At 38.6% G+C, this 24,239-nt stretch carries 25 protein-coding genes; 23 read left to right on the plus strand and 2 right to left on the minus strand.

From position 1 onward, the window contains the following. Positions 1 to 22: 22 nt before the first annotated feature. The 7 genes from trxB to tpiA all read left to right on the plus strand — a co-directional run bounded on the left by trxB (position 23) and on the right by tpiA (position 6,078). Positions 23 to 976: a thioredoxin-disulfide reductase gene (gene trxB / locus ACSYSF_RS01390; protein ID WP_489867948.1), complete on the plus strand. Its 954-nt coding sequence runs from the start codon at positions 23 to 25 to the stop codon at positions 974 to 976. Positions 977 to 1,056: 80 nt separating this feature from the next. Beyond that, positions 1,057 to 1,677, plus strand: coding sequence for a histidine phosphatase family protein (locus tag ACSYSF_RS01395; protein WP_489867949.1), 621 nt, complete (start codon positions 1,057 to 1,059; stop codon positions 1,675 to 1,677). An 87-nt stretch (positions 1,678 to 1,764) separates the two neighbouring features. Continuing rightward, entirely contained in the window at positions 1,765 to 2,736 is a 972-nt protein-coding gene (locus tag ACSYSF_RS01400; RefSeq protein WP_489867950.1) for a beta-ketoacyl-ACP synthase III, read from the plus strand. 31 nt (positions 2,737 to 2,767) lie between these two features. Beyond that, positions 2,768 to 2,953, plus strand: coding sequence for a protein YkzS (gene ykzS / locus ACSYSF_RS01405; protein ID WP_489867951.1), 186 nt, complete (start codon positions 2,768 to 2,770; stop codon positions 2,951 to 2,953). Positions 2,954 to 3,136: 183 nt separating this feature from the next. Beyond that, on the plus strand, positions 3,137 to 3,403 hold the full coding sequence (locus ACSYSF_RS01410; RefSeq protein WP_042493719.1) for a phosphocarrier protein HPr: 267 nt from the start codon (positions 3,137 to 3,139) through the stop codon (positions 3,401 to 3,403). 39 nt (positions 3,404 to 3,442) lie between these two features. Further along, entirely contained in the window at positions 3,443 to 5,170 is a 1,728-nt protein-coding gene (gene ptsP / locus ACSYSF_RS01415) for a phosphoenolpyruvate--protein phosphotransferase (RefSeq protein ID WP_489867952.1), read from the plus strand. A gap of 128 nt (positions 5,171 to 5,298) precedes the next feature. Then, positions 5,299 to 6,078 carry a triose-phosphate isomerase gene (tpiA, locus tag ACSYSF_RS01420; RefSeq protein WP_489867953.1) on the plus strand — a complete coding sequence of 260 codons (780 nt, stop codon included), beginning with the start codon at positions 5,299 to 5,301 and terminating at the stop codon, positions 6,076 to 6,078. A 59-nt stretch (positions 6,079 to 6,137) separates the two neighbouring features. Here tpiA and ACSYSF_RS01425 read toward each other — a convergent pair whose 3' ends face one another. Next, positions 6,138 to 6,899 (minus strand): hypothetical protein, encoded by a 762-nt coding sequence (locus tag ACSYSF_RS01425; protein WP_489867954.1) that lies wholly within the window; start codon positions 6,897 to 6,899, stop codon positions 6,138 to 6,140. Between the two features lie 282 nt (positions 6,900 to 7,181). On the opposite strand from ACSYSF_RS01425, the gene eno reads away from it, so the two are divergent. The 6 genes from eno (at position 7,182) to ACSYSF_RS01455 (ending at position 14,205) form a co-directional block, all read left to right on the plus strand. After that, positions 7,182 to 8,540, plus strand: a complete 1,359-nt coding sequence (eno, locus tag ACSYSF_RS01430) for a phosphopyruvate hydratase (protein WP_489867955.1) — start codon at positions 7,182 to 7,184, stop codon at positions 8,538 to 8,540. A 134-nt stretch (positions 8,541 to 8,674) separates the two neighbouring features. Next, on the plus strand, positions 8,675 to 8,914 hold the full coding sequence (gene secG, locus ACSYSF_RS01435; protein ID WP_489867956.1) for a preprotein translocase subunit SecG: 240 nt from the start codon (positions 8,675 to 8,677) through the stop codon (positions 8,912 to 8,914). 74 nt (positions 8,915 to 8,988) lie between these two features. Continuing rightward, entirely contained in the window at positions 8,989 to 11,340 is a 2,352-nt protein-coding gene (rnr, locus tag ACSYSF_RS01440) for a ribonuclease R (protein WP_489867957.1), read from the plus strand. An 18-nt stretch (positions 11,341 to 11,358) separates the two neighbouring features. Then, positions 11,359 to 11,829: an SsrA-binding protein SmpB gene (gene smpB, locus ACSYSF_RS01445; protein WP_489867958.1), complete on the plus strand. Its 471-nt coding sequence runs from the start codon at positions 11,359 to 11,361 to the stop codon at positions 11,827 to 11,829. 184 nt (positions 11,830 to 12,013) lie between these two features. Continuing rightward, positions 12,014 to 13,468, plus strand: a complete 1,455-nt coding sequence (locus ACSYSF_RS01450) for an amino acid ABC transporter substrate-binding protein/permease (protein WP_489867959.1) — start codon at positions 12,014 to 12,016, stop codon at positions 13,466 to 13,468. After that, complete coding sequence (locus tag ACSYSF_RS01455; protein WP_489867960.1) at positions 13,468 to 14,205, plus strand: amino acid ABC transporter ATP-binding protein; 738 nt, start codon at positions 13,468 to 13,470, stop codon at positions 14,203 to 14,205. The genes ACSYSF_RS01450 and ACSYSF_RS01455 overlap by 1 nt, the downstream gene beginning before the upstream one ends. Before the next feature lie 49 nt (positions 14,206 to 14,254). Here ACSYSF_RS01455 and ACSYSF_RS01460 read toward each other — a convergent pair whose 3' ends face one another. Further along, entirely contained in the window at positions 14,255 to 14,791 is a 537-nt protein-coding gene (locus ACSYSF_RS01460; protein WP_489867961.1) for an LURP-one-related/scramblase family protein, read from the minus strand. A 129-nt stretch (positions 14,792 to 14,920) separates the two neighbouring features. On the opposite strand from ACSYSF_RS01460, the gene ACSYSF_RS01465 reads away from it, so the two are divergent. The 10 genes from ACSYSF_RS01465 (at position 14,921) to ACSYSF_RS01510 (ending at position 24,234) form a co-directional block, all read left to right on the plus strand. Then, positions 14,921 to 15,586 (plus strand): uracil-DNA glycosylase, encoded by a 666-nt coding sequence (locus ACSYSF_RS01465; RefSeq protein ID WP_489867962.1) that lies wholly within the window; start codon positions 14,921 to 14,923, stop codon positions 15,584 to 15,586. Positions 15,587 to 15,736: 150 nt separating this feature from the next. Next, entirely contained in the window at positions 15,737 to 16,717 is a 981-nt protein-coding gene (gene pta, locus ACSYSF_RS01470) for a phosphate acetyltransferase (protein ID WP_489867963.1), read from the plus strand. 98 nt (positions 16,718 to 16,815) lie between these two features. Then, positions 16,816 to 17,793 (plus strand): linear amide C-N hydrolase, encoded by a 978-nt coding sequence (locus ACSYSF_RS01475; protein WP_489867964.1) that lies wholly within the window; start codon positions 16,816 to 16,818, stop codon positions 17,791 to 17,793. Between the two features lie 126 nt (positions 17,794 to 17,919). Further along, positions 17,920 to 18,381 carry a tRNA (adenosine(37)-N6)-threonylcarbamoyltransferase complex ATPase subunit type 1 TsaE gene (gene tsaE / locus ACSYSF_RS01480; protein ID WP_489867965.1) on the plus strand — a complete coding sequence of 154 codons (462 nt, stop codon included), beginning with the start codon at positions 17,920 to 17,922 and terminating at the stop codon, positions 18,379 to 18,381. Beyond that, complete coding sequence (locus ACSYSF_RS01485) at positions 18,378 to 18,893, plus strand: GNAT family N-acetyltransferase (protein WP_489867966.1); 516 nt, start codon at positions 18,378 to 18,380, stop codon at positions 18,891 to 18,893. Before tsaE ends, ACSYSF_RS01485 begins: the two co-directional genes overlap by 4 nt. Before the next feature lie 14 nt (positions 18,894 to 18,907). Continuing rightward, positions 18,908 to 19,441, plus strand: a complete 534-nt coding sequence (locus ACSYSF_RS01490) for a 3'-5' exonuclease (protein ID WP_489867967.1) — start codon at positions 18,908 to 18,910, stop codon at positions 19,439 to 19,441. Positions 19,442 to 19,455: 14 nt separating this feature from the next. Next, entirely contained in the window at positions 19,456 to 20,349 is an 894-nt protein-coding gene (gene murB, locus ACSYSF_RS01495; RefSeq protein ID WP_489867968.1) for a UDP-N-acetylmuramate dehydrogenase, read from the plus strand. 15 nt (positions 20,350 to 20,364) lie between these two features. After that, positions 20,365 to 22,422 carry a Na+/H+ antiporter gene (locus ACSYSF_RS01500; protein WP_489867969.1) on the plus strand — a complete coding sequence of 686 codons (2,058 nt, stop codon included), beginning with the start codon at positions 20,365 to 20,367 and terminating at the stop codon, positions 22,420 to 22,422. Between the two features lie 8 nt (positions 22,423 to 22,430). Beyond that, positions 22,431 to 23,264: a diadenylate cyclase CdaA gene (cdaA, locus tag ACSYSF_RS01505; RefSeq protein ID WP_489867970.1), complete on the plus strand. Its 834-nt coding sequence runs from the start codon at positions 22,431 to 22,433 to the stop codon at positions 23,262 to 23,264. 1 nt (position 23,265) lies between these two features. Continuing rightward, positions 23,266 to 24,234 (plus strand): CdaR family protein, encoded by a 969-nt coding sequence (locus ACSYSF_RS01510; RefSeq protein ID WP_489867971.1) that lies wholly within the window; start codon positions 23,266 to 23,268, stop codon positions 24,232 to 24,234. Positions 24,235 to 24,239 lie beyond the last annotated feature (5 nt).

Raw genomic sequence — 24,239 nt, forward strand, 5'->3', positions numbered from 1 at the left:
ATTGACAGATGGAGGTGTTGTTATGGTGCAACATTATGACACAATAATTCTCGGGGCAGGACCTGGTGGAATGACCGCAGCAACATATGCATCACGTGCAAATCTTTCTGTATTAATGATTGATCGTGGTATATACGGTGGACAAATGAATAATACAGCTGAGATTGAAAATTATCCAGGTTATAGTAGTATTCTAGGTCCTGATCTTTCTGAAAAGATGTATCAATCTTCAACACAATTTGGTGCCGAATATGCTTTTGGTACTGTGATGCATGTTGAAGCCCAAGAAGATGGCTCATGGCATGTTGTGACTGATATGGATGAATACACTAGTACGTCAGTTATTGTGGCAACTGGTTCAGATTATAAGAAATTAGCGGTTCCTGGCGAAGATAAGTATTCAGGACGTGGTGTTTCTTACTGTGCCGTTTGTGATGGTGCCTTCTTCCGTGGTCAACACGTTGTTGTCGTTGGTGGTGGTGATTCGGCTGTTGAAGAAGCAACTTACTTAGCAGGTTTGGCTGACAAGGTAACTGTTATTCACCGTCGTGATAAGTTAAGAGCGCAACAAATTTTACAAGACCGTGCCTTTGCAAACGATAAAATTGAATTCGTTTGGAATAGTGAAGTTGAAGAAATTTTAGGTGATGACAAAAAGGTCAGTGGTGTCCGAGTACACAACAAGGAGACTGGTGAAACTTATACGATGGATGCAGCCGGTGTATTTATTTATGTTGGTGTATTACCAGTTTCAGATGTTGTGGCTGATTTGGGTGTTACGAATGATCAAGGATGGATTCAAACGAATGAGCGTATGGAGACAGCTCGCCCAGGTATGTATGCCCTTGGTGATGTACGTGAAAAAGAACTTCGCCAAATTACAACTGCAGTAGGTGATGCAGCGATTGCTGGTCAAAATGTATTCTCATATAATGAAGCATTTAAGATGAAACAACAAAAGGTGACGGAAGCATAAGTAATCCGTTTTAAGTGTAATAATGGAGGCTGAGGCATGTGTGTCTTAACCTCTTTTTTTGGCAAGAGGGGGCCAATAGAATGACCAATTTTTATTTCATAAGACATGGACAAACAATGGCAAACGCACAAGGATTAAAACAAGGACAAATTAATTCAGATAATACAGTGCTTAATGAAACGGGGATTAAGCAAGTTAGTCATTTAGCGCAACATTTAAAGATTGATTTTGCCCAACAATTAATTGCTAGCCCATTAAATCGAACCCAACAAACTGCAACAATATTAAATACAACGGCGCAATTACCCTTGCAAACAGATGAACGTTTGTTAGAAATTTCATATGGCCAGTGGGATGGTCAACTTAATCAACAATTAATGCGTGAATATCCATCTGTATTTGATGATATTTTGCATGATGTATTACCCGAATATATAAAATATGCAACCAATGGGGAATCATTTGAGGCAGTGGTTAAGCGAGTCCGATCATTTTTGAATGATATGACACAGCAATATCCATCAGACAATATTATTGTTGTGACCCATGGCTTTACGATTAAAGCAGCCATGATGGCAGTTTTTGGCATTACTGATACAACAGTTCGATTGCCAGAACCAATGAATGCGAGTGTGACGAAAATTACACAAACAGTTACTAGCCAAAAATATTTGTATTTTTTTAATCAACAATATTCATAAAAAGACATTTTTTATTCAAATATTAATGTTTTTTTTGGTTTGCACACGTATAATAACGTGTATCAGTATTTAGGAGGAAAGTAAGGCATGGCGCAGGGCGTAAAAATAGTTGCATCATCTCATTATGTACCTAAAGATATTGTAACCAATGATGATTTGGCAGCAATTATGGATACTAATGATGAATGGATTCAAACACATACAGGGATTAAAACTAGGCATGTATCACTGCAAGGTGAGAACACTTCAGATTTAGCAACTAAGGCAGCTCAGCAAGCGCTTGATCAGACATCACTTACACCAGATGATATTGATTTAATTATCGTGACCACTTTTACGGCAGATGGCTTTGCACCTTCAACGGCGGCATTGGTACAAAGGAATTTACAAGCAACTAATGCGTGGGCCTACGATATTTCAACGGCTTGTGCAGGTTTTATATTTGGGCTAAGTACCGCTGATAAATTTTTGAAATCAGGTGTCGCTAGACATGCTTTGGTTATTTCGGCTGAAGTTAATTCTAAAATGATGGATTTTCATGACCGCACGTCATCGGTGTTTTTTGGGGATGGTGCTGGCGCATTTATTTTAGAAGCATCAGAGGAAGCGTTAATCCTTGCTGAGGACATGCATACGATTGGTAACGCAGAAGTTGTGCATTCTGGTGTGATTCAACCGTTGCATGAATTATCAGCTGATAATTATCCGAAAACCACTGCTTTTCATCAAGAAGGACGACAAGTTTTTAGTGAGGTAGAACGACTAATTCCAGGCCACATTAGTACTTTGCTACAAAAGAATGATTTAACACCAGATGATATTGATTATTTCATTCCCCATCAAGCTAACTTACGAATTATTGAAATGATTGCCCAAAAGTTGGCTCAACCGATGGACAAATTTATTACAAATGTTATTAAATATGGTAATACATCTTCAGCTGGCATCGCGATGGGCTTAGATGAATTAAGGCAACAAGAATCATTGCAAGACAAGAAAGTCTTATTGACTGGTTTTGGCGCAGGATTTACTTACGGAAGTATCTTGTGCCAATTCTAGAAATAACGGTATAATATATCCAGGAGGTCAAATGGATTACAATCAAATGTTAGATCAACTTAGATTAGGTAATTTAGATAAATTCGTTGTCACTTCAAAAGATTTTTCAGATTTCTATAATGTTTGGCGTGATTATCCATATCAAAACGATATTAAAGGTACTGCTGAACGTGGAGGTATCATTACGTATACAGCAAAATCTGACGAAGCATCATAGAATTAAATTTATTGCTGAACATAACTCAATAAATTTTTATGAAAAAAATATGTAAGCGCTTGCGATTATACTTAATACCTGATAGAATGTTTGGTAGAGGTTAGTTGAGACAGATTGTTGAAAGCATGAAGTATCTAAACTCAATTATATTGACGATATTTAAATTTAGAGGAGATTATCACCATGGAATCACGCGAATTTCACATTGTAGCCGAAACAGGTATCCACGCTCGTCCAGCAACTTTGTTGGTACAAGCAGCTTCAAAGTTTTCATCAAACGTTACCTTGTCATACCAAGGTAAGGACGTAAACTTGAAGTCAATTATGGGTGTTATGTCATTGGGTGTTGGTCAAAATGCTGATGTTAAGATTTCAGCTGAAGGTGATGACGAGGCAGATGCCTTGGCAGCCATCGCTGAAACGATGTCAACTGAAGGTTTGACTGACTAATTTTATAACTAATTAATACAGATTCTAAGGGACAAAGTAATGACAAAAAAAATTACAGGTATTGCTGCATCTAACGGTGTTGCAATTGCAAAAGCATATAAGCTTGTTGACCCGGATCTGTCTTTTGAGACTCGCACAATCGACGATGCTCAAGGTGAGAAAGACCGCGTCAACGCGGCCTTTTTAGCATCCAAGGCAGATTTGGAAACAATTCGTACAAAAGCAGAAGAATCAATGGGAGCAGATGAAGCTGAAGTTTTCACTGCGCACATTATGGTATTGGAAGATCCAGAACTTCTAAGTGGTATTAACGATAAAATTGATAGTGATAAGACAAATGCTGAAGCAGCTCTAAAAGCTGTAACAGATATGTATATCAGTATGTTTGAGTCAATGGCAGACGATAATCCATATATGGCAGAGCGTGCTGCAGATATTCGTGATGTTACGAAGCGTGTTATGAGTCATTTACTTGGCAAAGATTTGCCAAACCCTGCTTTGATTAATGAAGAAGTTGTTATCGTTGCGCACGATATGACACCTTCAGATACAGCTCAACTTGACCGCCGTTTTGTAAAGGGATTTATTACTGATGTTGGTGGCCGTACCGCCCACGCAGCAATTATGGCACGTACGCTAGAAATTCCTGCAATTGTCGGTTCTGATGTTGCTACAAAGGATATTGACGAAAATGATATGGTAGTTTTGGACGGTTTAGATGGGGATGCATTGATTAATCCATCTGACAATGAAATTGCTGAATATCAACAAAAAGGTCGTGAATATGCTGATAAAAAGGTAGAATGGGCTAAGTTGAAGAACGAAAAGTCTGTTTCTGCTGATGGCAAGGAATTTGTTATTGGTGCTAATATCGGTACCCCTAAGGACCTTGATGGTGTGATTGATAACGGTGCTGAAGGTGTTGGCCTTTACCGTACTGAATTTTTGTACATGGATTCTTCAGAATTGCCAACTGAAGAAGAGCAATTTGAATCATACAAGAAAGTTATTGAAAGCATGGATGGTAAGCCTGTAACGGTTCGTACGATGGATATCGGTGGTGATAAGCACTTACCATACTTGCCATTACCAGAAGAAGATAATCCATTTATGGGTTACCGTGCTATTCGTATTTCCTTGGATCGTGACGATATTTTCCGTACACAATTACGTGCGCTATTACGTGCATCAGTTTACGGTCAATTGTGGATTATGTTCCCAATGGTGGCAACGTTACCTGAATTCCGTGCCGCTCGTGATATCTTTAATGAAGAAAAAGCTAAGTTAGTGGCTGAAGGTACCGAAGTTTCAGATGATATCAAGTTAGGTATCATGATTGAAATTCCAGCTGCAGCTGTTTTGGCTGATAAGTTTGCCCAAGAAGTTGATTTCTTCTCAATCGGAACTAATGACTTGATTGGTTATTCAATGGCCGCAGATCGTGGTAATGACCGTGTGTCATACTTGTATCAACCATACAATCCATCAATCTTACGCTTGGTAAAGAATGTTATTGATTCTGCACACAAGTATGGTAAATTTGCTGCAATGTGTGGTGAGATGGCTGGTGACCCAGTTGCTTTGCCTATTCTTGTTGGTATGGGATTGGATGAATTCTCAATGTCAGCCACATCAATTTTGCAAGCACGTTCTTTGATGAAGAAGTTAGATACTAAGGAAATGGCTGAATTAGCTGATAAAGCAGTTGATTCTGAAACTAATGATGAAGTCATTGAGTTAGTAAAGAAAAATGTATCAGCTGATTAGTTGCTGATAGAGGCCGGAACAGTTGTGTTCCGGCCTTTTTTTGTGTCGTTACGGTTTAGATTGTCAGTAATATATTTTGTTAAGCGTGGTATAATTAGTTTCAGTATAATGAGGGGTGGTATTAAAAAATGTTACGACGACCAATTGTCATTGCGAATTGGAAAATGAATAAATTACCAAGTGAAGTGGATCAATATATTCAGGAAGTAGCGCCTAAACTGTCAGAATACCCCAATGTTGATACTGTGTTAGCCGGCCAAGATGTACTGCTAAATACTATGGTAATGGCTGCCAAGGGAACATCAATTGAAATTGGTGCAGAAAATATGTATTGGCAAGATAAAGGTGCCTACACAGGTGAGACAAGTCCGCGTGCTTTGGCTGATTTAGGTATCACTAAAGTTATTATTGGACATTCTGAACGTCGTAATTATTTTCGTGAAACCGACGAGATGGTTAATTTAAAAACTTTAGCAGCCCTACGTAACGGTGTATCACCAATTATTGCGATTGATGAAGCAGTGCAACTGTCTTCTTTAAACGATCATGCGCATTGGATTGTTAATCAAGTTATCGAGTCACTTAAAGGTGTCCAAGAACAAGAAATGAATCGTATTCTGATAGCATATGAACCGACAGCTGCTATTGGTTCTGGACAAGCAATGAGTCCGGAAGACGCCCAAAAGAGTTTAAGAATTATTCGCGAAACGATTGCCGATATGTTTGATCAAGATATTGCTAATCGTGTTCGTATCTTATATGGTGGTTCAGTTAAACCAGCTAATGCCTACGATTTACTAAAGCAACCTGATATTGATGGCGTGCTGGTAGGGGATGCTGCTTTAGATGCCACGACATTTTTGGAGTTAGTTAGCTTGGCTGAGCAGGCTAAAAAGACACGTCTATAGAAAAATCGGTTGTAAACCTAATGGGAATTCCCATGTTAGGTTTACAACCGATTTTTAATTTATCTAATTGATGAAATAGCTGTATCAGGTACTGATGAAGATATCTCTGGTGGTACATCGCTTGATGTTACTTGTGACTCATCAGTATCACTAGTTGTTGATGAGTGACTAGAAGAATCATTAGCATGGCTGTCAGAAGTTGTGCTATCAGGTGCTGATTCACTAGAAGTTGATTCATTAGAAGAACTTACTGAACTACTATCAGAAGAGCTGATATCATGACTTGAACTAGAACTGGTTGTCGTCGTTGCACTATTTTGTGATGAACTTGCAGAACTGCTACTAGTTGTAGGAACGCTACTTGTTACAGCATGGCTAGAAGAAGCCGAAGTGGTTGTTGAACTTTCATGGCTACTTGAGCTAGCTGCTGGTTTGCTTTGCGCTTCAGTACTTTGTGAAGCACTAGCTTGTACTTTAGGTGAACTCGATTGTCGCGATGTTTCTGATTTTTGACTCGTTACACTTTCTGCCGTCCGTGATGAGGGCTTCAAACTAGTAACCACCTTGATATGATCATCAGATTTAACAGTTTGTTTTTCGGATTTTGCTAACGACACACCGCCATCAATTAATTCAGAACTAAATCTAGAAGAATCTGATTTTGAGGCAGCGCGTGACTGCTTTTGTGCTTGTAAATTTGAGGCTTCCTCTTTAGGATTAGTTAACCAACCGGAAAACGCTTGGGAAGTGCTTAAAAAAGCAATCGGAATAATAACTAGCAAGCTAATTAAGAATAGTATTTTAAACACTGCTTGTTTCATAAGTTTCCCCCCCAATCTAATTGATAAATATAGTTTAACGTGGTTAACAATTACATGACAGTCAGAAGTATGACAAATTGGCAACAAAATACTTGCAAATTAGTGTCTGGTGTAAAAGTGCACAAGAAATAGATATTATGCAGTTAGAGTACTTCAAAATGAGAAAATTATCAAACATAAAATACGTCATTATTAGCATATACTGTGAATTATGTTACAATAGTTTTCGAGGGATAATCCCATAATAACTATACTTTCAAGAATAAGTAAGGAGAAGACAACATGTCTGCAATTACTGATATTTACGCACGCGAAGTCTTAGACTCACGTGGAAATCCTACTGTTGAAGTTGAAGTTTACACTGAATTGGGTGGATTCGGTCGTGGAATCGTACCATCAGGTGCTTCAACTGGTGTTAACGAAGCTGTCGAACTACGCGATGGTGACAAGAGCCGTTTCCTAGGTAAGGGAACTTTGAAGGCTGTTGAAAATGTTAACAAGGTTATCAAGGATAAGTTGATTGGTATGGATGTTACTGATCAAGTATTGTTGGATCGTACAATGATCGCTTTGGATGGTACACCAAATAAGGGTAAGCTTGGTGCTAACGCTATTTTGGGTGTTTCAATCGCTGCTGCTCGTGCAGCTGCTGATGAATTAGGTACACCATTGTACAACTACCTTGGTGGATTTAACTCAAAGGTTTTGCCTACACCAATGATGAACGTTGTTAATGGTGGTGCTCACGCCGACAACTCTGTAGACTTCCAAGAGTTCATGATTATGCCTGTTGGTGCTAAGTCAGTCGCTGAAGCTGTTCGTATGGGTTCAGAAACTTTCCACGCATTGCAAGCTTTGTTGAAGGAATCAGGTCACTCAACTGCTGTTGGTGACGAAGGTGGATTTGCACCTAACTTCACTTCAAATGAGGAACCATTCCAATACTTGTTGCAAGCCATTGAACGTGCTGGTTACAAGCCTGGTAAGGATGTTGCAATTGCCTTTGATGTTGCTTCATCAGAATTCTATGATCATGATAAGAAGATTTACACATTAGCTGGTGAGCCTGATAAGAAGGAATACACAACTGATGAGTTCATCGATTACCTAGAAAACTTGATTGACAAGTACCCTGTTGTTTCTGTTGAGGATCCTTTGGCTGAAGCTGAAGACTTGAATGATGAAGAGCAATGGGATAACTGGGCTAAGTTAACTGATCGTTTGGGTAACAAAGTACAAATCGTTGGTGATGACTTCTTTGTTACAAACACTAACTACTTGGCAAAGGGTATTTCAAAGGGCGCAGCAAACGCTATTTTGATCAAGGTTAACCAAATTGGTACTTTGACTGAAACTGTTGAAGCTATTGAAATGGCTAAGGAAGCTGGTTATACAGCAATTGTTTCACACCGTTCAGGTGAAACTGAAGATACTACAATTGCTGACTTGGTTGTGGCAACAAATGCTGGCCAAATTAAGACTGGTTCAATGTCACGTACTGATCGTATTGCTAAGTACAACCAATTGATGCGTATCGAAGATTTGTTAACTGAAGATGTTGCTGAATACAAGGGTATCAACAGCTTCTACAACATTGACAAGTCTGCACGTGATGCAATTGTTAACTACGAAGCAAAATAATTAAAATTAATATTAGTGAGACTAACAGTTTATTGCTAGTCTCACTTTTTTTATTGAGACAAAGTTGCACCTATGTTATGCTATATAAGTATATATAGACTATAAAATAAAGAAGAAAGAGGAGGCACCAAAATATGTACGACATATTACTAACGGCAATGATTATCGATGGTGCGCTAATTATAATTGCAGTTATGATGCAACCATCAAAACAACAGGATGCTTTGTCAGCATTATCAGGTGGCGGTGGTGGTGACTTGTTTGCTACCCAAAAGGCACGTGGATTCGTTGCAGTTATGCAACGTATTACGGCTGTTCTTGCAGCAATCTGGTTTATTTTGGGATTGGCGCTAGTTTACCTTTCTTCACATTAATAATAACCAGTACCTAAGACCCTTCGTGACAATTATTGCGAGGGGTCTTTCATTTTAAGAATAGTGAGAAATCAATGGAATCACAAAACTTACAAGACCAATTATTTGGTTTTTTAAAAGGGAATCCAACCCAAGCTTATCCAGCTCAAACACTAACGGATGGCTTGCGATTAGATGATGCAAATGCATTTAAGTCGGTTGTTCAAGCTTTAGCTGCCTTAGAACGTAGTGGTAAAGTAAAAGTGAACGATGCCGGTGCATTTCAATATAATGCTGAACACGAAGGTGTTATTGGCACATTCAAAGCTAATGATAAAGGATTTGGTTTCGTTCATTACGATGAAACTGCACCGGATGTGTTTGTTAACCCAGATAATACGGCTTTTGCAACTCAAGGCGACGAAGTCCGGGTTAAATTGTTAAATAAAGGCGATGAAAAACGTGGTCCTGAAGGAAAAATTGTTGAAATTATCAAGCGTGGTCGCGAACAAGTTGTTGGTGAATTCACATTAGGCAGCCCTTATGCTGGCTATATTGGTAGTATTCGCTTAACAGATAAAAAGTTTGCGTCATTTGAATTCTTGGTCAAAGAAGGCGGTGTATCGGCAACGGATGGGGAAGTGGTTGTTGCTTCAATTGCCACATATCCATCAGCTGATATGCCTAAGCATTTTACGGGATTAATTATTGATAAAATCGGTTACAAAGATGAACCAGGGGTTGATATCCTGGGAATTGTTTATAACCACGATGTACCACATGTGTTCCCTAAGGATGCATTAAATCAAGCCGACAAAATACCTGATGAAGTCCAAGATAGTGAACGTGAAGGTCGCGAAGATATCACTGATCAACCATTAGTCACAATTGATGCTATCGAGTCAAAAGACTTGGATGATGCTGTCGTTGTATGGAAGTTACCAAATGGTAATTTCCATTTGGGTGTTCATATTGCCGACGTTTCACATTACGCTGTTGAAGGAACGCCACTAGATGAAGAAGCTTATAACCGTGGTACTTCAGTTTATTTGACTGACCGAGTTATTCCAATGTTGCCACGTAAAATTTCTAATGGAATTGCTTCTTTGAATCCAGGTGTTGACCGTTTAGCAATGTCTGCTGAAATGGAGTTTAATCCTAAGGGTGATTTGGTTAAGCATCGTTTGCATACATCGGTTATGCGTTCACATGCACGAATGACTTACAAAGCCGTTAATGCTATTTTAGATGGTGACGAGGAGACTCGTGATGAATATGCAGAGTTAGTCCCAATGTTTGAAGAAATGGCTGAATTGCATGAAATTCTAGCAGCTAAGCGTACGGCACGTGGAGCGATTGAATTTGATGCACCAGAAGCTAAAATTATTGTGGATGATCAAGGCAAGCCAACGGATATTGAATTACGTGAACGTGGTTTGTCTGAGCGCATCATTGAGTCATTTATGTTGGCAGCTAATGAAACGGTTGCCATGCATTTTGATTTAGCAAAAGTACCATTCTTATACCGTGTCCACGAATCTCCAGATGCTGATCGTGTTCAGAAATTTGTTGATTTTGTTAAAGCATTAGGGGCACCGGTTAAGATTGATTCTGAAAATGTTAAATCAACTGATCTACAAAGTATTCATAATTACTTTATTGACCGTCCTGAGGAACAAATGGTGTCAACGATGATGCTCCGGACAATGAAGCAAGCCAAGTATTCAAATGATCCATTGGGTCACTTTGGTATTGGTGCTGAATACTATACACACTTTACATCACCAATTCGTCGTTATCCTGACTTAACAGTTCATCGTTTGATTAAATGGTATGCTGAAAATGGGTTAGGTGAAGAAGCGCAAGCTAAGTATGCTGATAAGCTTGCGCAAATTGGTGAGGAAACGTCCGTTAAGGAACGCCGTGCCGTCGACACTGAACGTGATACTGATGCGATGAAGAAAGCTGAGTATATGCTTGATAAAGTCGGCCAGGAATTTGATGGTGTGGTTAATGGTGTTTTGAAGTTTGGTATGTTTATTTCACTAGAAAATACCGTTGAAGGGTTAATTCACGTTTCTAACTTTACCGATGATCAATATATTTATGATGAAGACCACATGGCTTTGATTGGTCGTCGCCTTCACCATATTTACCAAATTGGCCAGCCAGTTCGTGTGCGGGTAGTTCGAGTTGATAAAGAACAATCATCAATTGACTTCGTGCTGGTAAATCCAGATGAAGCCCCAATTACGGATATTAAGGTACCAGAAGATAATCGAGGTGCCTTTGGTAAGAACCGTCATGATCGTCGTCGTGATGATAAGCGTAATCGTTCTTCTAAGGGAAATAAAACCCATAACGATGGTAAGTCTTTTGGTGCTTATCATAACAAGCGTAAACCAGAGGCTAAACATCAAACAACTAACCGTAAAGGACGGCATTAATAATTATAGGGGGATGTTATGGCTAAAAAAAAGCGTAAAACCAATGATGCATTGGCAACAAATAATAAAGCGCGCTATAATTATGCCATCGCTGAAACGTATGAAGCCGGCATGGAACTAACGGGTACCGAAATTAAATCGGTACGTGCTAGTAAGATAACGATTGGAGATGGCTTCATCCAGATCCGCAATGGTGAAGCTTGGTTAGATAATGTACACATTAGTCCCTTTGAACAGGGAAACCAATTTAATCATGATCCTTTGCGTAGTCGTCGCTTATTGTTGCATAAAAAACAAATTAAAGCGTTGCAGGTTGCTGTTGCACAACAAGGGAAAACGATTGTCCCTTTGCGTGTCTATTTAAAGCATGGCTTTGCAAAAGTTTTAATTGGCGTTGCGACTGGAAAGCACAATTACGATAAACGTGAAACCATTAAAAAGCGTGATCAAGATCGTGATTTGCATCGGACAATGAAAAAAAGATATTGATGTTAAAAGTGCGGCACATGTTTCCACTCATAATGTAAAAATCAATAATAATCAAGTAATTGAGGTCAGGAATTTATGTCTTGACCTCTTTTTATGTTAGGAAAGGTGACATTCTTCATCAATTTATTTATAATATAGCGTACAATAAATTGGAATGAGAAAAATATTCTTGGAGGAATAAAAAATGCGCAAGTGGTTAGTTAGTTTAATAACGTTGGCTGCTGTAGCAGTTGGAATTGTCGTTAGTTCGCCAGCGGTTCATGCAGCAACGCCAGACTATACCATTACAACTGATACAACTTTCCCACCGTTTGAATTTCAAACAGATAAGGGAGATTATCGTGGTATCGATATGGATATGTTGAAAGAAATTTCAAAACGTGAGAATTTTACCTATAAATTAAAGCCGATGAGCTTTAATGCTGGTGTTCAGTCAGTTCAAGCTGGACAAGTTGATGCAATTATTGCGGGAATGTCAATTACAAATGAACGTAAAAAGACATTTGATTTTGGAACACCTTACTATAAGAGTGGTATTGTCATGGCTACCACTGATAAATCAGGTATTAAAGGATTATCTGATTTAAAAGGTAAGACGATTGCTGCCAAAACAGGTAGTGCCGGGGCAGATTATGCTCGTGAAATGGCTAAAAAATATGATTTTAAAATAACTTATTTTAACGATTCAAATACGATGTATAATGATGTTATGGTAGGTAACACGGTTGCGGCCTTTGAAGATCAACCCGTTATGGCTTATGCCATTAAACAAGGAACGAAATTAAAGATTGTGACTAATCCTGCTAAGGGTAATTGGTACGGATTTGGTGTCAAAAAGGGTGCCAATGCTGAATTGTTGGAGAAATTCAATGCTGGTTACAAGTCGATTGTTAAAGATGGTACCTACGATAAGATTGTTAACCGTTACTTAGGTAAGGGCGGCTTTAATTACAAGAAAAATGCAGCTGATAATAAATCAGAAAGTAAAGAGAATACAATTTGGAGCTTATTTAGCGAAAATAAGAGTGCTTTGTTCGATGGATTAGTTAAGACACTTGAGCTAACGTTGGTAGGTATTGTGTTAGCTGGTATCTGGGGAATCTTTTTGGGAATTCTTGGTGTAATGCCAAGTAAGCTTGCTCGTGGCTTCTCAACGACGATTATCTATATTTTCCGTGGATTACCAATGATTGTGTTAGCTTTCTTTATCTACATTGGAATTCCTAATTTGACAGGTTCAAAGATTCCAGCATTTACAGCTGGTGTGATAACGTTGATTTTGAACGAAGGAGCCTATATTGGAGCCTTTGTTCGTGGTGGTTTCAATTCTGTTGATTCCGGACAATTAGAAGCAGCGCGTTCACTGGGAATGCCATATGGTAAAGCTATGCGTAAGGTTGTGATGCCACAAGGAATTCGCTTGATAATTCCAAGTTTCGTCAACCAATTTATTATTACGTTAAAGGATACGTCAATTCTATCAGCTATTGGAATTATCGAATTAACACAAACGGGAACATTAATTATTGCACGTAACTTACAAGGATTCCGTGTTTGGTTAATGATTGCCGTACTATATCTAATTGTTATTACGTTGCTAACTTGGTTATCAAATTGGGTAGAAAAGAGGATCAAATAATGACGGCAATTATTGAAGCGCAGAATGTTCATAAAAGTTTTGGGAAAAATGAAGTACTAAAAGGCTTAAGCCTATCTGTTGAAGAAGGTGAAGTTGTTGTTATGATTGGTCCTTCTGGTTCCGGTAAGTCTACGTTTTTACGATCATTGAATAAGTTAGAAGAAATTAACGAAGGTGACATTAGTATTGATGGTGAAAACATCAATGGGCCCAAAGTTAACATTGATAAGATTCGTGAAAAGGTAGGGATGGTGTTCCAACACTTTAATCTTTTCCCACATTTAACAGTTATGGAAAACATGACTTTGGCGCCAATACAATTAGGCAAAATGTCAAAAGATGAAGCCATTAAAAATGCGCAGAAGTTACTAGAGAGAGTTGGTTTGTCTGAAAAAGCTGACGTGAAACCAGATACCCTTTCTGGTGGTCAAAAGCAACGTGTAGCAATTGCGCGTGCTTTAGCTATGAATCCTGAAATTATGCTGTTTGACGAGCCAACATCCGCACTTGATCCAGAGATGGTTGGGGATGTATTGGACGTTATGAAGGAGCTTGCTAAGGAAGGGATGACGATGATTGTCGTAACCCATGAAATGGGCTTTGCTAAGCAAGTGGCTGATCGTGTTGTATTTTTCGCAGACGGTTACATTAAAGAAGAAGGTAAACCAACCGAAATCTTTAATAACCCACAAAATGAACGAACACGTGATTTCTTGAATAAAGTTTTGAATGCTTAATTAACCAATAATGACCGATTGAAGATAAAGTTCTTCAACCGGTCATTTTTTAATTTGATTTGTTTGTAAACGGTGCCAGGACAGGATTAGGATTATTGAAAATACTTGGCCAACTGAGTGGGTGACCTTGTGAAATAAACGCCCAGCGGTCTAAGAACGCCATAATAAGTACGAGTAGTTCTTCTGATTGGTCGTTAATTATTTGAACGTGTAACCGATGATCAGCTAGTGGGGTAGCAGCGGCTAACTGTTTATTAACCTTTGTAATTTGGAAACGGCGTTTTTCCAGACTTCCCAGAACAACCCAGTTTAATGAATTAACAAATAATAATTCATGACGGCGCAATGATAAACCAATTGAACCAACTTGTTTGTTTTCACTGGTCAAAGTAAATCTTGGCAGTAAATTACCCGAAATTTGCATGATAACTGCTAATGGCTCATAGGATTGGTTAAAAATAGTTAGTTGATTATGGCGTTTTCCAATTTGTCCAGAGATATAATATTTAACAGTATTGTTATCATCAGTGACAGTTGTCACGCCAGCACGTTTAACATGCGTTTGTGATAAGAATAAATCATGCATGAAAAATACCCCCTTGTCGTGCTAAACGAAACCTATATTTAATTTATTCTACCATAATTTATGAAAGACTTCGTTATACCCGTTATAATGGACAATAGAAACAATTTGATGAGGAGCAATGAGGTGACAATGACAAAATTACTACCAGCAGATTGGCAAACAGCCTTAGAACCAATATTAGATGATAACTACTTAAAGCAAATCGCAATATTTTTAAATGATGTCTATAGCAAGGGAGAAGTATATCCTAAACGTGAAAATGTATTTGCAGCGTTGGAAGCAACACCCTTGAATCAAGTTAAAGTCGTTATTTTGGGGCAGGACCCGTATCCTAATCCTGGTCAGGCGCAAGGCATGAGTTTTTCGGTGCCAGCCACTATGGCATTACCTAAATCACTGATTAATATTTATAAAGAATTAGCTGATGATTTACAAACGACTGCGCCTCAAGATGGGGATTTACATCGTTGGTCAGTGCAAGGCGTTTTATTGTTGAATACGGTCTTAACAGTACCGGCGCATAATGCTGGCGGCCACGCTGGTCAAATTTGGGAACCGTTGACAGATGCCATTATTCATTTAGTCGCCCAGCAAGACCAACCAACGGTGTTCATATTATGGGGGAAACAAGCGCAAAAGAAGCGTCAATTAATTCAGGGCGAAAATAACTTTATTTTAGAAGCACCCCATCCAAGTCCATTATCGGCTTATCGCGGTTTCTTTGGGTCAAAACCATTTAGTCAAACCAATGCCTTTTTAGAAACGCATCACAGCACACCAATTAAGTGGGCGTAAGGTGGTTTAAGTCTTATAAATTGATTATGACAAAGTGATTTGTTGCATCTCAGAAACAGCCATGTATCAATGGTTAGGCCACTATTATGTTATAATAGATGATGTAATACGATAATAATTAATTTTTTATAGAGACGAGGTTTGTCCATCATGGAGTTGTTTGAACAATTAGCAAATAAGATTAAAGGGCAAAATAAAACCCTAGTATTTCCAGAAGGTGAAGATCAACGTATTCAGGGGGCAGCTGCACGTTTAGCAGCTGACGGATTAATCAAGCCTATTTTGTTAGGTGACAAAACAAGTATTGATGCAACGGCTGAGAAGAATGGCTTTGACTTATCACAAGTTACAGTAATTGATCTTGAATCATATCCAAAAGATAAGATGAATGAAATGGTTCAAGCATTGGTTGAGCGCCGTCATGGTAAAACAGATACGGCTACTGCTAAGAAGTGGTTAAAGGATCCAAATTACTTTGGAACGATGTTAGTTTATATGGAACTAGCTGATGCAATGGTTTCAGGTGCTACTCACCCAACTGGTGATACGGTACGTCCGGCATTGCAAATTATTAAGACAGAACCAGGTACGTCACGTATTTCAGGTGCCTTCGTAATGCAACGTGGTGATGAGCGGTATATTTTTGCTGATGCGGCCATCAATATTGATATTGATGCGCAAACAATGGCTGAAATTGCTGTTCAATCAGCTAAGACAGCTCATGTCTTTGGTATTGATCCACAAGTTGCCTTGCTAAGCTTTTCAACTAAGGGTTCAGCTAAGGCACCACAAGTTGATAAGGTCGCTGAGGCAACCGAGATTGCTAAGAAGTTAGCACCTGAGTTGCCACTAGATGGTGAAATGCAATTCGATGCCGCCTTTGTACCTGAAGTTGGTGAATCAAAGGCACCAGACTCACCAGTTGCAGGTCATGCAAATGTCTTTGTATTCCCTGATTTGCAATCTGGTAATATTGGTTACAAGATTGCACAACGTTTGGGTGGCTTTGAAGCTGTTGGTCCAATTCTACAAGGATTGGCTAAGCCGGTTTCTGATTTGTCACGTGGCGCTAATGAAGAAGATGTTTACAAGGTAGCAATTATTACAGCTGCTCAAGCATTGGATAACTAGACAAACATACTGAGTGTAGCGTAGCATGGTGTCAATAACACATGTTATAGTTACACTTTTTTTAATACGAAAATGAAGCTGAGGGGGGATTAAACGAGATGTGTACAAGTATTTTACAAATCGCTAAAGATGGCGTGCATGTTTTGTCGCGAACAATGGATTGGCCTCGTTTAGAAAATTCACCAATGTTTGTACCAAGAAAATATCACTGGCACTCTTCATTTAATAGACATTTGATTGAAAATAAGTATGCTTTTATTGGTGGTGGTGAGTTGAGTAATAAGCGCACTGATGTTGCGGATGGCGTTAATGAGCATGGCCTTTGTGCCCAAAAGTTAACATTTGGTAATGGTGCTCATTTTGTGGATGAAATTGACAACGATAAAGTGCAATTAGCACCATTTGAGTTTGTCTTTTGGTTATTAGGTAATTTTAAATCAGTCGCTGATATTACCGAGCACATTGATGACGTCCAGTTAATGACTGAAAAAAATAGTGTGATTAAGTATGGTAATCCAGAACTTCACTATGCAGTCACTGATCCAACAGGTGCAATTGTGGTTATTGAACCAACTACATGGCCAATGAAAATTGTGCCTAATCCTCTAGGAGTAGTGACAAACAGTCCTTATTTTGAACGTCAAATTCAACAATTAGAAAAGTATGTTGAATTTAAGCCTGAATTTAAAGATGGCACAATTCCAATCAATGAACCTAAAGTTACGACGGGAAAATTGTCAGGTAAGGCAACACCACCAGGTGCATATTCTCCCGGCGCACGTTTTTTGCGAGCAGCTTATTTGAAAGAACGTGCTGATCAACCAAATGATGAAGATGAAGCTATTATGACGAGTTGGCATTTATTGGATAGCGTGACAGTATCGCAAAACTTAACGCACCAGGATACTTTCTCGGTTTATCGTGCAGCAACAGTGGCAGAAACGCGGAGTTATTATTTTCAGTCATACCATCAAAGTAATATTACCAAATTACAATTAACTGATGATATGTTGGATTCAACAGAAGCAATCGTTTACGATGTACCAGATGAACCTGCCATTAATCAATTGAATTAATCATGATGTGTATCATGCAAAAAGCTCAGTAGATTGAATTTTATTGAGTTTTTTTGATTTGACCAGTTTTTTAATCATTAGGTGTTGCTATGTAATCAAAAAGCGAAAAATGGTATACTTTAAGTTATGAGAATATTAGTTAAAACAGTGGCAGAAACACAAAAATTAGCTACAAAATTAGCTCAAAATATTAAAGCCGGGGATACGATTCTATTATCAGGTGATTTAGGAGCTGGGAAAACGACTTTTACACAAGGCTTTGCAAGAGCGTTAGGAATTAAGCGTCCAGTAAAAAGTCCCACATTTACATTAGTTCGTGAATATAAGACAGACCAGTTTCCTTTGTATCATCTAGATGTTTATCGTCTTGGTGAAGAGGGTAATGCAGAAGATCTAGGATTATCAGAATATTTTGGTGGTGATGGTGTAGCACTAGTTGAATGGGCACAATATATTAAACCAGATTTACCAGCAGATGTTTTAAATATTACATTTGAACGTGTACCGGATCAGGAAACAGCACGTGTGATTATAATGACGGCAACGGGAGAGCGTTCTTCAACTTTGCTATCTGAAATGGAGATATGATGGAAGTTATTATCCGGCCAGCCGAGCGGCATGATGCAATTAATTTAATGCAGTTAATTTTTCAACTACAAGATGAATCAAATACATTTTTAGTAGAGCAAGACCCTAACCAAATTGAAACGCAGGAAGAAGCGGATAATATCGATATTTTGCAGACAACAACTAACAATATTATGTTAGTGGCTGAAAGTGATGAGGGCCAGCTAGTCGGGTTGGCATCAGCATCTGCTATGCCAGGCCAACCTAAAGTTGCCGAAATTGGTGTCGCTGTGTTGCAAGATTTTCAAAATAATGGTTTGGCACAAGAAATGTTAGCTGAATTAATAGATTGGGCACAAACGTTCAGTACTGTCGATAAATTAACATTAACTGTACAAGCAATTAATACTGCGGCAATTCATATTTATGAAAAATTAGGCTTTGAACATGTTTTGGGTTCAGAAACTGAAGTCTTAAATAGTGAACATAACAAAGTGCCAGCTTTTGATATGGCTTGGTTAGTTAAAAAGTAAGGGGAGGTGTCGAGATGAATTTTGTTGCAATGGATTTTGAAACAGCTAGCGCTAAACGTGATAGTGCCGTTTCCTTAGGATTAGCCATTGTACGTGATAATCAATTGGTTGATGAATTTTATACACTGATTAAGCCAGATACATATTTTGACAGACGTAATACACGAATTCATGGCATTACCGAAGCAGATGTTGTTGATGCGCCAGCATTCCCTGAAGTTTGGCAGCAAATTAATCAATTTTATACACCTAATCAATTAGTGATTGCGCATAATGCATCGTTTGATAATAGTGTGTTACGGGCAACCTTAGCACATTATGGTATTAGCCAGCCACATTATTTATCATTAGATACAGTAAAAACATCACGTAAACTTTATCCTGAGTTGGCAAATCATAAGCTGAATACGGTAGCGGCAGCTTTAGCGGTAGATTTGCATCATCATCATAATGCATTGGATGATACGGTAGCAGCTGCTGAAATATTAGTTAAACAGGCGAATGCTTTCGGTGTTGAACCATTAAAACAGTTGGTTAAAGTAATTTAATTAAGGAAGAAAAAATGAAGACGTTGATTGAAAAATTTCCAAATTATAATATACAAGCAAACGTTAGATTAGGGGATTATACAAATACTCGCGTTGGCGGACCAGCTGATTGGTGTTTTTGGCCAAAGAAACAATCCGAATTACAAGAAGTTGTGTATTATGCAAATGAACAAAACATGCCCATCACAGTTTTGGGTAACGCTTCTAATTTAGTCATTACAGATGATGGGTTAGCGGGCTTGGTTATTTTTTTGACAGAAATGAGTCAAATTAAGGTAACTGACAATCATGTTGTTGCCGAAGCAGGTGCTTGGATTATTCATACTTCGCAAATGGCGTATGAGTATGCGTTGACTGGTTTAGAATGGGCAGCCGGTATTCCGGGATCTGTTGGTGGTGCCGTGTTTATGAACGCGGGTGCATATGGTGGTCAGATTGATCAAGTTTTAGAAAGTGCCACTGTGATAACTAGAGAAGGTGTGTTGAAAAATTATTCAGCGCAAGAACTAGCATTTGGTTATCGTCATAGTTTGGTGCAAGATACTGGCGATGTGATTGTGAGTGCAACATTCGTGCTACAACCTGGTAAGCGTACAGCGATTGGGGCCGCAATGGCTGATTTTAATGAACGTCGGGCACAAAAGCAGCCACTAGAATTTCCATCTTGTGGTTCCGTCTTTAAACGACCTACTGGTTATTTTGCAGGTAAGTTAATTATGGATTCTGGCTTGCAGGGCTATCAGGTTGGGGATGCACAGGTATCAACGAAACATGCAGGTTTTATTGTTAATCGTGGTCAAGCAACGGGCAGTGACTATGTTAATTTGATTAAGCATGTGCAAGATGTTGTCTATCAAACATTTGCAGTTCACTTAGAAACAGAAGTACGTATATTAGGTAGAAAATAAAAAGGAGAGGTTTATATGGAGCTACTACAAACCGTTGTTGGCCTGACATTTTTAGTAGTGTTAGGTAATGTATTGGGCTATTTTTTCAAAAAAATACCGGTTAGTCTTTTTCAAATTGGTTTAGGATTATTAGTAGCAATTTTTCTAAATGTTAAAATTGAACTTGATACAGAATGGTTTTTACTATTATTTATTGCGCCATTGCTATATTCTGATGCATGGCGTTTTCCCAAGAAAGAGCTATGGGAATTAAGAGGGCCAATCTTTGGAAATGCCATTTTGTTAGTATTTATTACAACAATTGTTGGTGGATTCTTGATTTACTGGATGGTACCAGAGTTACCACTACCAGTCGCTTTGGCCATTGCAGCTATTTTGTCGCCAACCGATCCGGTGGCAGTTTCTGCGATTGCATCACAAGCTAAATTGCCACCTTCAATCATGCATTTGGTTGCTGGTGAAAGTTTGATTAACGATGCTAGTGGACTGGTTGGTTTTAAGTTTGCTGTTGCAGCTGCAACAGCTGGTACATTTTCATTATGGCAGGCAACTGGTGAATTCTTCTATGTATCGATTATGGGAACGCTAGTTGGTGCTTTGATGGGATTCGTGCTCAACGCCGTTGGTGATTGGTTGTCAGCACATGGTAATAATGATGTATCACTGCGTGTTGTATTACAGTTATTTACCCCATTTTTGGTTTATATTCTAGCTGAAGATATTGAAGCTTCAGGAGTTATTGCCGTTGTTGTTTCAGCGATTATTTTAAATATCCATACTAAGCATGACGTTGACTATACTGGTGAATTGCATGTTATTGGAATTAATACTTGGAATGTGTTTGGTTACTTATTAAATGGGTACATATTTGTTATTTTAGGAATTGAATTACCATTAGCCACACATCTAAGTGAAGCTGTTTCAATACCAATGGCCATTTTATATTCAATCATTACATGGGCAATCATTTTTGGTATTCGTGTCATTTGGACGTATGTCACACAATGGGTTCGTCTAAAAAACCACAAGAATGAAACGGCTTCATGGCGAGTTGCTGTGACATCAGGTTTGACAGGTGTTCGTGGTGCTGTTACTATGGCGGGTGTTTTATCTGTGCCATTGGTAACAGATAGTGGGGCACCATTCCCACAGCGTGCATTAATGTTGTTCATTGCTGCAATTACAATTATTTTGTCATTGCTTATGGCCATCATCTTTTTGCCAATTATTAGTAAAGAGAAGAAGACGCAAGTACCACCTGGTGCTAAGAAACCCCAGGCAAAAGTGGCACAGCATATGTCTGAACCAAGAGCACGTGTTTATGTGTTACAATCAGCTGTACGTGAGATTGAAGCGCGTCGTCGTGAATCTAATCAAACAATTGTCTATGACATTATTCGTCGTTATCAAAGTCAAATTCGCCAATTGCAATTGCAGTTTATGAAAGCTGATAAAATGAGTCCTATTTTAGATGCTGAAATGACATTACGTGAACTTGCTTTGGAAACAGAGCGTAGTACGATTCAAAGATTATTAGTTGAAGAACGAATTTCACCACTAGTATTTGCGAGTGAAGGACGCCGTATTGACCGTGCTGAATCTGAATTGGATGATTTAGTTACTCATGATCGTGGTAAGCGAACTTGGCGACAATTCCGTCGTTTTTACAGTGGGTTCGGTCGTATGATTCGTGTCTGGTTAAGTGATGATTCTTCTGATAAGTTGATGTCAGAATATGAATTAGCGCGTCATGAGGCTGCAAAGGAAGCCATTGCCGCTATTTCAAAATATATTAGTACTGATGAAGCGCAAAATTCGCATCTTGATCAAACAGCAGCGTATAATTTAATTATCATGTATCGTGCGCAAATTGAACGCGAACGACATGGACAAACAGGCACTCAAAAACCTGAAGAAACTAAAATGGCATTAGAACTAGTTGGTTTAAATGCACAACGAGATGCCGTGCAACACTTGACGGAAGCACACTTTATTTCTGGTGCAACGAGTTTGAGTATTCGCCAGAATATTAACTTTACTGAAGCAGGTATGTTAACTAGTTTGGAAGATTAGGAGTTAGTATGGATTTTGATATTGGTACACTGTTTAAAAGTATAAGCATCGTCCGAATTATTGATGTACTTATTGTTTGGTGGGTGTTATATCGATTAATGATGCTAATTCGTGGCACCAAAGCCGTGACCTTGTTACGTGGTGTTGCAATTGTTATCATTGTGAAAATTGTTAGTTGGTACTTTGACTTGACGACAATTTCATGGCTAACCGACCAAATTATTAATTGGGGAGTTATTGCGTTAGTTATCGTGTTCCAACCCGAGATTCGTCGAGGACTAGAACATCTTGGTCGATCTGGTTTGTTTAGACAAAAGCAAGCCTACCAATCAGAGATGCGTTTAGTAAATGAACTGGATGATGCGATTCAATATATGTCAAAGCGACGCATTGGTGCATTAATCTCAATTGAAATGGAAACAGGTTTAGAAGAATATATTGAAACTGGTATTCCAATTGATGCTGAGGTTTCTAGTCAATTGTTAATCAATACGTTTATTCCAAACACGCCACTACATGATGGGGCCGTTATATTAAAGGATAATCGTTTGGCAACCGCTGCAGCATACTTACCATTGTCTGACAGCGCAACGATTCCTAAAGAGTTAGGAACGCGTCACCGTGCTTCAGTTGGAATTTCAGAAGTAACAGATGCTTTAACAATCGTTGTTTCCGAAGAGACTGGGGCTGTTTCAATCACTAGAAATTCTGAATTGATGCAATCATTGTCACGTGAAGATTATCGTAAGTATCTAACACGTCAGTTAGTTACTTCAGATGATGAAACTGATAAATCATGGTGGTCACGGATGCAATCATTTTTCAAGCGAGGAGATAAGTAATATGAAATGGCATACTGATAAAATAGTCTATGGACTTTTGACGTTAGCTGTTGCTATCTTTATGTCCGCTTATGCTGATTCGCAAACATCATCTAATCGACGGGCAAATGATCAAACAGAAGGCATTTCAAAAATTGGTCGCTTTTCATCATCAAAATCAGAAAAAATTATGGTGCCAATTCAGTTTACTGGTATTAACACTGATGATTATTACATTAGTGGTGCGCCAGATAATGTGGAAGTGACAGTTAGTGGACCGGCTGCATTAGTCACGGCCGCAAAAAATACTAAGAATTTTGAAGTAGCTGCTAATTTGAAAAACCTATCTGATGGTTCACATACAGTAACGTTGAAGGTTAATGGCTTGAATAAGGACTTAACTTATAAGCTTAATAAGCCTAAGGTGGACTTGACGATTTATAAACGTACGTCTTCATATTATTCTGTTAAGACGGATTACAACGAAGATGCTATTGCTGATGGATATGATGTTGGTACGGTAACGAGCTCAGTTAATAATGTGCAAATTATGGGCCGACAAAACGCTATTGATTCGGTTGATAGTGTTGTCGCTAATGTTCAATTAAAGCGCGATACAAAGAAGACAACAAAGCAAAAAGTCACACTACAAGCTTTAGATGCTAATGGTAATCCTGTTGATGTGGCTGTTTCGCCACAAGAGACAACGGTCACTATCCCAGTTGAAAAGGGTGTTGGTACCAAAGAAGTACCATTAGATTTAAAAACAAAGAATGGTAATGATTCTGAATTTACGTTATCTGGTTCAGTTAATGAAGTGACAGTTAAGGGTAATGTGGATGTATTAAATAAACTAAAGAGTGTTTCGGCAGTTGTTGATTTGAAAAATATTACAGAAAAGACTGAACAAACGGTAACAATAAATACACCAGATGGGGCTGAAAGTGTAGACCCTAAGACAGTATCGGTGGTTGTTACACCTAAGGAGTAAAAAGA

The organism is Weissella sp. ESL1139, from assembly GCF_058506735.1.